Here is an 8,307-nt window from a genome sequence, read left to right as displayed (position 1 = left end):
ACTTCGCCAGGGACTCCGCTAAGAACTCCGCCACGACCGGCGCCGAGGTGCGGGTCGACCTCGTCTCCGCCGACCACCAGAACAAGCCGGATGTCGGTGCGGCCATCGCCCGGCAATGGTACGACCGCGACGGCGTCGACGCGATCTTCGATGTGCCGACCTCCTCGGTGGCCCTGGCGGTGAGCCAGGTCACCCGCGAGAAGAACAGGATCTTCATCGATTCGGGTGCCGGGACCACGGACCTGACCGGCAAGGCCTGCTCGCCAAACACGATCCAGTGGACCTACGACACCTACGCCCTGGCACACGGCACGGCCGGCGCCATGCTCAAGCGCGGGGGCGGGACCTGGTACTTCCTCACCGCGGACTACGCCTTCGGGATCTCACTCCAGAACGAGGCCGCCGCGGTCATCCTGAAGGGCGGGGGCCGCGTGCTCGGGGCCACCAAGGTTCCGTTCCCGGCCACGGACTTCTCGTCGTTCCTGCTCCAGGCCCAGGCTTCGCAGGCGAAGGTGGTCGGGCTCGCCAATGCCGGCGGCGACACTATCAACGCCGTCAAGCAGGCGCACGAGTTCGGCCTCATGGACAGCGGCCAGACGCTCGCTGCGCTCCTCATCTACGCCGTGGACGTGCATTCGCTTGGCTTGCAGACGGCCCGCGGGCTGGTGCTCACCGAGTCGTTCTACTGGGACCTCAACCCTAACACGCGCGCCTTCTCAGAGCGCTTCGCGCGGCTCCACAACGGAAGCATGCCGACGATGAACCAGGCGGGTGTCTATGCCGGGCTCCTGCATTACCTGAAGGCGGTGGCGGCGACCAAGTCGAAGGACGCACAGACGACGATGGCCTGGATGAAGGCCAACTCGACGGACGACCCGCTGTTCGGCAAAGGATCCGTTCGGGTCGATGGCCGCAAGCTGCACCCGATGTATCTGTTCGAGGTGAAGGCGCCGGCCGAATCCAAGGGCGAGTGGGACCTGTACAAGCTCCTCGACACCATTCCCGCCGAGCAGGCGTTCCGCCCTCTCGCGGACGGCGGCTGCCCCCTGGTCGGCAAGGGCTAGAGGGCAAGGGCTGGAGGGCGAGGGACAGGCCCCCGATGCGCCCGGCCATGGCCGCGGGAAACGCGGGACACATGGGAGATTGCTCGACATGCTGCGCGATATCGAAGGACAGGTCGCCTGGGTGACGGGAGCCGGGTCCGGCATCGGACAGGCCGCCGCGGTGGCGCTGGCCCGGGCCGGGGTGCGGCTCGCCCTCTCGGGACGCCGGGCGGACGCCCTGGAGCAGACCGCGGAACAGGTCCGCGCCGTGGGTGGCGAGGCGCTGGTGGCGGCGGCCGACATGGGTCGCGCCGACGCGGTGGAGCGCGCCTGGGACGCTGTCCACGCGGCCTACCGGCGCTGCGACATCCTGGTGAACTCCGCCGGGCTCAACGTGCCGAAGCGGAGCTGGAGCGAGATCTCGCCCGCCGACATCGACGCGGTGATCGGCGTCGATCTCAACGGCCCCTTCTACGCGTCCCGGGCCGTCCTGCCGACGATGCGTGCCCAGGGTGGCGGCCTGATCGTCCAGGTCTCGTCCTGGGCGGGCCGCTACGTCTCCAAGCTGACCGGGCCGGCCTATTCCGCGGCCAAGCACGGGCTGGTCGCGCTCTCCGAGAGCCTGAACCAGGAGGAATGCGGCCACGGCATCCGTTCCTGCTGCATCTGCCCGGGCGAGGTCGCGACGCCGATCCTCGACAAGCGTCCCGTCCCGGTCACCGGGGACGACAAGGCGCGCATGCTACAATCCGAGGATCTCGCAGACACGATCCTGTTCGTGGCGCGGCTTCCGTCGACCGTCTGCGTCAACGAGATCCTCATCAGCCCGACCTGGAACCGCGGCTATCTGGAAGGCGTGAAGCTATAAGCCGGCGGGACGCAGGCGCGGACGCGTCCGGCCCCGGGGCGAAGGGCGTATTCGGCGGCATCGTTCTGGATGCGCCGCCAAGTACGGCTGTTCGGCCGGGAGATTCCGGTCACGGCCATCCGGACAGTGCAGCCCCGGCTCAACGTGGCCCGGAATAGAGGGCATAAGGCTTGCCAAGACGGGCTCCGTGAGCCTGGCCGTCCACGAGATCGATGATGCAATACCGACACGACGCGATCTACGCCTCTCGGCGCTCGCCGGTCTTCGCCCGCAATCTCGTCGCCGCCTCGCAGCCCCTTGCCACGCAGGCCGGGCTGAGGATGCTGCACCAGGGCGGAAACGCCCTCGACGCGGCGCTGGCGGCGGCCATCGCGCTGACCGTGGTCGAGCCTACCGGCAACGGCATCGGGTCGGACGCCTTCTGCATCCTCTGGCACGAGGGCCAACTGCACGGGCTCAACGCCTCAGGTCGCTCGCCGGCCGGCTGGACGCCGGAGCGCTTCGCCCATCACAGCGCGTTTCCGCATCGCGGCTGGGACACCGTCACGGTGCCCGGCGCGGTCTCGGCCTGGGTGGAGCTGTCGCGGCGCTTCGGCCGCTTGCCGTTCGAGCGCCTGTTCGAGCCGGCCATCGGCTATGCGGAGCAGGGCTTCCTGGTCTCGCCGATCATCGCCGAGCTGTGGCGGCGCGGCGCGGCGGAGCTCAAGACCCAGCCCGGCTTCGCGGCGACCTTCATGCCCGACGGGCGGACGCCGGCCGCCGGCGAGCTGTTCCGGGCCCCCGGCCATGCCCGCACGCTCCGGCTGATCGCCGAGACGCGGGGCGAGGCCTTCTACCGGGGCGAGCTGGCGCACCGGATCGCGGATTTCGCCCGCCAGCATGGCGGCGCCCTCGACGAGGGCGACTTGGCGGAGCACAGCACGGATTGGTGCGGTACCATCCGGCAGGATTTCGGCGGCGCGAGCCTGCACGAGATCCCGCCGAACGGGCAGGGCATCGCGGCCCTGATGGCGCTGGGGATCCTGCGCTCGACCGGCCTCGCGGACCTGCCCGCGGACAGCTCGGACGCGCTCCATCTGCAGATTGAGGCGATGAAGCTCACCTTCGCGGACGTCTACGCCTACGCGGCCGACCTGCGCTACATGACCAAGGTCACCCACGACCACCTGCTCGATCCGGCCTATCTCGCCTCCCGGGCGGCCCTGATCGACCGACGATGCGCGCAGGTCTTCGGGCACGGGGCGCCCAATGAGGGCGGCACCGTGTGCCTCGCCACCGGCGATGCCGGCGGTATGATGGTCTCCTACATCCAGTCGAACTATTCGGGCTTCGGCTCCGGGGTGGTGGTGCCGGACACCGGCATCAGCCTGCAGAATCGCGGCTACGGCTTCACCCTGGCTGAGGGACATCCCAACCAAGTCGGCCCGCGCAAGCGCCCGTTCAACACGATCATCCCGGGTTTCGTCATGCAGGCCGGGGCGCCGCTGATGGCCTTCGGCTTCATGGGCGGCCCCATCCAGGCGCAAGGGCACGTGCAGGTTCTCGTGCGGACCCAACTCTGGGGGCAGGACCCACAGACCGCCGTCGACGCGCCCCGCTGGCGCCATGTCGCCGGATTGCAGGTCGCGGTCGAGACCGCCTTCCCGGCCGCGGTGCTGGGCGAGCTGGAGGCGCGGGGCCACGAGCTCGTGCGCGAGCCGCCGGATTCCGCCTTCGGCTTCGGCGGCGCGCAGCTCGTGCGCCGGATCGAGGGCGGTTACGTCGGCGGCTCCGACCCCCGCAAGGACGGTCACGCGGGCGGTTTCTAGAACGCTCGCCACTGGAATGGACGACGGCTCCGCGCTGGCGAACGCGCCGGGCTGCAACCTTTGTCGCCCCGCACCAGCATCAGGTTCATCATGTCAGCACCGGTCGAGGCCGCGCGTGCAACACCCTCCCGCGGCGCGTCGCAGATGTACAAGGCGGTAATCGCGTCCTCGATCGGCAACGCCCTCGAGTTCTACGACCTGACCCTGTACCTGTATTTCGCGGTCACGATCTCGAAGCTGTTCTTCCCGACCAGCAACCCGACCACCTCGCTGCTGCTGGCGCTGGGCAGCTTCGGCATCTCCTATCTGATGCGTCCGCTGGGCGCGATCGTGCTCGGCCTGTACGCCGACAGGGTTGGTCGCAAGCCGGCGCTGATGCTGTCGATCGTCCTGATGATGGTCGGCACCTTCATGATGGTGGTGATGCCGTCCTACGAGTCGATCGGAATCCTGGCCTCGATCGGCGTGCTCGCCGCGCGGCTTATCCAAGGGTTTTCCGTCGGCGGCGAGTTCGGTGCTTCCACCGCCTTCATGGTCGAGCACGGTCCGGCGCGAAAAGGGTTCTTCGCGAGCTTCCAGTTCGCCAGCCAGGGCCTGGCCAGCGTGCTGGCGGCCCTGTCCGGGGTCATCCTGAGCGCCACCCTGAGCGCGGACCAGATCGCCTCATGGGGGTGGCGCCTGCCCTTTGCGTTCGGATTGTTGATCGGTCCCGTCGGCCTCTACATCCGACGCAACATCGAAGAGACCCCCGAGTTCGAGGCAACCGCCGAGGAGACGACCAATTCGCCCGTGCGCGACCTGTTCGTACAGCAATGGCTGAACGTGTTGCTGGCGACCGGGCTCGTAGCGACCTCCACCGCGCTGAACTACATGATCAGCTACACGCCGACCTACGCGGTCAACCAGCTCGGCCTGCCCTCCTGGATCGGCTTCGTCGCCTCGTTCGTCGGGGCCGTCATGCTGATGACGGTCGCGCCGCTTGTCGGGCACTGGTCGGACAGCATCGGCCGGACGCCGATCATGCGGGCCGTGGTGATCGCGGTCTTCGTGCTGATGTTTCCGGCCTTCGCGCTGCTGATCAGCTATCCGGCGCTGCTCGTCATCGTGCCGGTGCTCGCGCTGATCGGCGGCCTCAAGGCGAGCTACAGCGCGGCGCTTCCGGCGCTCATGGCCGAGATCTTCCCGACGCGCACGCGCAGTACGGGCATGAACATCAGCTACAATGTCGGCGTGACGCTGTTCGGCGGCTTCGCGCCGTTCTGGATCGAGAGCCTGATCGCGATCACCCACACGGCGCTCGCCCCGAGCTTCTTCCTGATGTTCGCGGCCAGCGTCAGCCTGGTCTGCATCGTCCTGGTCCGGCGGAAATTCGGGCTGCGCTAGAGCGTGCCTTGGTTTGATGGATTTGAGACTTTCAGGCGTCGGATAATCTGACCCTCTGGTGCGTCGTCGCCTGGAGGGAAGGGTGACGTGGTCTTATGCGGACGACCTGCGGGCTCGTGCAGTGGCGCGCTACGAAGCTGGCGAGAGCATTCGGCCGATCGCTGCTGCGCTGCAGATCAGCCCATCCTGCGTGTCGAAGTGGCGGCGGCCCGCGGCGTGACGACGGACAGCCGCGCGGTCTTCCGGCGCTGCGTCACCGGATATCCTCGTCCCGACCCTCGCGCCGGGCGATGTCGGTCATCCTGGAGCAGTGTCAGGTAGCTGGTGGAGACGGAGTCCGTCAACTGGCTTTGAAACAAGGAGGTTTTTTGCGATCTGCAGTGAGTGCCCAAGCACTTGCCCACGCAGCTTGCGTCCGCTTTCTCTTGTTCGTTCTTTGATTTTCCGAGTGCAGCAACGGACGCTTGGGAGTGAGTGTGGCGCTAAGTCTCACAGCCAAGTTTCGCGGGGTACGACATCGAGGGATTATGCACTTGATCACCCGTCTTGAGCAGCATCGAGCCCGGGGAATATACCATCAAAGTGCGAACCGAACCAAGTCATTGCATGGTTTAGCGGTTTGCGATTGATCGGCCCCCACGAGGTGGTCCAAGAGTGGAGTTAGTGTGCGGTGGGCCGCTCCACTATGGGTAGCTTGGTCGACGCAGCCGGGCGGGCTAGCGCAGGTGGCCAAGCAGTGAGGGCCGGCACGAACACCTCCGGGGCTGGCGGACGGTATCCGAGCGACGCGTGCGGGCGGACAGCGTTGTAGTGTCGTCTCCAGCTCTCGATCACGATCTGTGCCTCCTTCAGGGTGTAGAAGATCTCGCCGTTCAGGAGTTCGTCTCGCAGGCGAGCGTTAAAGCTCTCGACATAGCCGTTCTCCCACGGTGAACCGGGGCTGATGTAGGCGGTCTTGGCACCGACCCCGGTGATCCAAGCCTGCACGGACTTGGCGATGAACTCCGGGCCATTGTCCGAACGAATATGCCCCGGCACCGCACGCAGGATGAACAGATCGGAGAGCGCATCGATCACGTCGATCGCCTCCAGCCTGCGGGCGACGCGGATGGCCAGGCATTCGTGCGTGAACTCGTCGACGACGTTGAGCATCCGGAACTTGCGCCCGTCATGCGTGCGGGCTTCGACGAAGTCATACGACCAGACGTGGTTGCGGTGCTCCGGGCGAAGACGGAGGCAGGAGCCGTCGTTGTCCTAGATCCGCCCTCGCTTGGGCTGCTTGACCGGGACCTTCAGGCCCTCACGCCGCCAGATCCGCTCGACGCGCTTGTCGTTGACGAGCCACCCGGCCGCCTTCAGCAGCGCGCTGATCTTGCGGTAGCCATAGCGTCCATACCGTTCGGCCAACGCCACGAGGTCGGCCGTCAGTGCTTCTTCGTCATCACGGCCCCGCGGGACCTTGCGCTGTGTCGAACGATGCTGTCCGAGCGCCCGACAGGCGCGGCGCTCGGAGACGTGCAGGACGTCGATGATGTGCTCGACACAGGCGCGTCGGCGCGCGGGGCTCAGAAGTTTCCCCGGGACGCCTCCTGCAGGATCAGCTTGTCGAGGGTGAGGTCGGCGATCGCCTTTCGCAGTCGCTGGTTCTCAGTCTCCAGATCCTTCATCCGGCGCACCTGATCGCTCTTCAGCCCGCCGAACTCACGCCGCCACCGGTAGTACGTCACCGAACTCACACCGAGGGCGCGGATCGCGTCGGAGACGCTCTGGCCCTGTGAGATCAGCACATCCGCCTGCCGTAGCTTGGCGACGATCTCCTCGGGCTTCGGGTGCTTGGCCATGTCGTCCGTCCTCCAGGCTCAAAAGCCATACCAAAGGGCGGACCACTTCAATGGGGTGGATCAGCCGTGCGGCATTCCCGCATGGAGTCGATCATGCGGGTGCTGGTTTCGTGAGAGATGATGCGGGCTGATCGTTTGGGCATGGAAGTATATCAGAACATAGTAGGAACATCTACCAGCTATCACGCCGAGTCCGGTACCGCTATACCGGCCGATTCTTTCAGCCGGGGGCGGTCATGCGGATACTGGCGGGGGTCTCTGTTTTCGAGGTCGGTCGGCATACGGTCGGGATGGGGCTATATTCCGACGACGCCAACCCCTCGGAGATCGTTTCAATCCGGGTGTCTCTCGATGGCGAGGTGGTCAACGTCTGTTCCGGCTCCTGGCATGAAGACGAATACGATGCGATGGAGCAGGCCGCGCTAAGGTGCCTTGCGGACTCCGGTCATACGCTGCGGCTGCTCGACTCCTAATGTAAAAGCGAAGCAGGTACAGCTTCATCATCGCGCCGTTCCTGATCCCCATTAAACGGATGCTGTATCCCCACTCATTTTCCCACGCCCGTATCGTCGGGCTTAACGGTGAAAGACAGATAGGATCCAAGGGCTAAGGCAAGAAACACGATCCCAATCACCGCCTCGTACATGGTCACCAGACGGGGCAACAAGCTGTCCGGCGCGAAGTCACCGAACCCCGTCGTCGTGATCGTCATGACACTGAAATAAGTCGCGTCGAAAGCATCACGCAGCGGATGGCTGTAAGCCCTGTGGGGCGACAAGGCCTGCGCCGCTAAATGAACCAGACCGAACTGTACGATAGTTTCGATATAGCCGATACCGAGTAGTACAATACGCTCGGATTTTCTTATCTCGATACGAAGCTTTTTGCCCTCTAGCCTGTCGAGGGCGTCACTATAAAAAGCAAATACGAGCTCATTGATGCGACCAAATGCATAAAACCCAGCAAGCACGTAAACAGGCCAAGGCATATTGGATCCAAAGAACCGATCCGCGACGCTGAAGCAGCAAATTTCAATGGTTATCGCCTGAAAGGCAATATTCCAGCTGATCAGCTCATGGACTGTCCGTATTTACCCATTTTTGATGCGGATTTTAGGGTGCGAACCGCACCAAGCTGTTGCAGAGTTTGTGATTTTGTGATTCCAGGCGGTCGTTTTGCGGCCTGGAGGTGGCGATGGCGGACCTGTTCTGGCTCTCGGACGAGCAGTGGGCGGTGATCGAACCGTTCCTGCCGAAGGATCAGCCCGGACCGGCGCGCAAGGACGACCGGCAGATCATCTCCGGCATTGTGCACGTGCTCACCTCCGGCTGCCGCTGGCGCGACTGCCCGGCGGAGTACGGGCC

Annotated in this window: 8 protein-coding genes and 1 pseudogene; 7 read left to right on the top strand and 2 right to left on the bottom strand. The window is 65.4% G+C overall.

Annotation, left to right across the window (positions count from 1 at the left end):
- The 5 genes from MKL11_RS02860 to MKL11_RS02840 form a co-directional block, all read left to right on the top strand.
- A partial coding sequence (locus MKL11_RS02860) for an ABC transporter substrate-binding protein (protein ID WP_243940105.1) occupies positions 1–1,064 on the top strand: 1,064 nt, incomplete at its 5' end.
- An 88-nt stretch (positions 1,065–1,152) separates the two neighbouring features.
- Positions 1,153–1,911 (top strand): SDR family oxidoreductase, encoded by a 759-nt coding sequence (locus tag MKL11_RS02855; RefSeq protein ID WP_243940103.1) that lies wholly within the window; start codon positions 1,153–1,155, stop codon positions 1,909–1,911.
- A 215-nt stretch (positions 1,912–2,126) separates the two neighbouring features.
- On the top strand, positions 2,127–3,719 hold the full coding sequence (locus MKL11_RS02850) for a gamma-glutamyltransferase family protein (RefSeq protein ID WP_243940111.1): 1,593 nt from the start codon (positions 2,127–2,129) through the stop codon (positions 3,717–3,719).
- Between the two features lie 90 nt (positions 3,720–3,809).
- On the top strand, positions 3,810–5,102 hold the full coding sequence (locus MKL11_RS02845; protein WP_243940101.1) for an MFS transporter: 1,293 nt from the start codon (positions 3,810–3,812) through the stop codon (positions 5,100–5,102).
- 58 nt (positions 5,103–5,160) lie between these two features.
- A complete protein-coding gene (locus MKL11_RS02840) occupies positions 5,161–5,322 on the top strand; it encodes a helix-turn-helix domain-containing protein (protein WP_313900726.1) in 162 nt (53 codons plus the stop codon).
- A gap of 440 nt (positions 5,323–5,762) precedes the next feature.
- Here the strand turns inward: MKL11_RS02840 and MKL11_RS02835 are convergent.
- Positions 5,763–6,943 (bottom strand): annotated as a pseudogene (locus MKL11_RS02835) (IS3 family transposase).
- A 236-nt stretch (positions 6,944–7,179) separates the two neighbouring features.
- On the opposite strand from MKL11_RS02835, the gene MKL11_RS02830 reads away from it, so the two are divergent.
- On the top strand, positions 7,180–7,416 hold the full coding sequence (locus tag MKL11_RS02830; protein ID WP_243940099.1) for a hypothetical protein: 237 nt from the start codon (positions 7,180–7,182) through the stop codon (positions 7,414–7,416).
- 74 nt (positions 7,417–7,490) lie between these two features.
- On the opposite strand, the gene MKL11_RS02825 is transcribed toward MKL11_RS02830, so the two are convergent.
- On the bottom strand, positions 7,491–7,931 hold the full coding sequence (locus MKL11_RS02825; RefSeq protein ID WP_243940097.1) for a potassium channel family protein: 441 nt from the start codon (positions 7,929–7,931) through the stop codon (positions 7,491–7,493).
- A gap of 206 nt (positions 7,932–8,137) precedes the next feature.
- Between MKL11_RS02825 and MKL11_RS02820 the strand changes: the two genes are divergently transcribed.
- A partial coding sequence (locus MKL11_RS02820) for a transposase (protein ID WP_243940107.1) occupies positions 8,138–8,307 on the top strand: 170 nt, incomplete at its 3' end.

The sequence above is a fragment of the Methylobacterium sp. J-077 genome (assembly GCF_022829365.1).
Lineage (GTDB): Bacteria > Pseudomonadota > Alphaproteobacteria > Rhizobiales > Beijerinckiaceae > Methylobacterium.
Note: the sequence above shows the minus strand (reverse complement) of the source record. Positions and strands in the feature narration are given on the sequence as shown.

Bases quoted from the DNA above. Each gene is read 5' to 3' on its own strand.
- MKL11_RS02855 (WP_243940103.1), top strand. From the start codon at position 1,153: ATGCTGCGCGATATCGAAGGACAGGTCGCCTGGGTGACGGGAGCCGGG.
- MKL11_RS02850 (WP_243940111.1), top strand. From the start codon at position 2,127: ATGCAATACCGACACGACGCGATCTACGCCTCTCGGCGCTCGCCGGTC.
- MKL11_RS02845 (WP_243940101.1), top strand. From the start codon at position 3,810: ATGTCAGCACCGGTCGAGGCCGCGCGTGCAACACCCTCCCGCGGCGCG.
- MKL11_RS02830 (WP_243940099.1), top strand. From the start codon at position 7,180: ATGCGGATACTGGCGGGGGTCTCTGTTTTCGAGGTCGGTCGGCATACG.
- MKL11_RS02825 (WP_243940097.1), bottom strand. From the start codon at position 7,931: ATGCCTTGGCCTGTTTACGTGCTTGCTGGGTTTTATGCATTTGGTCGC.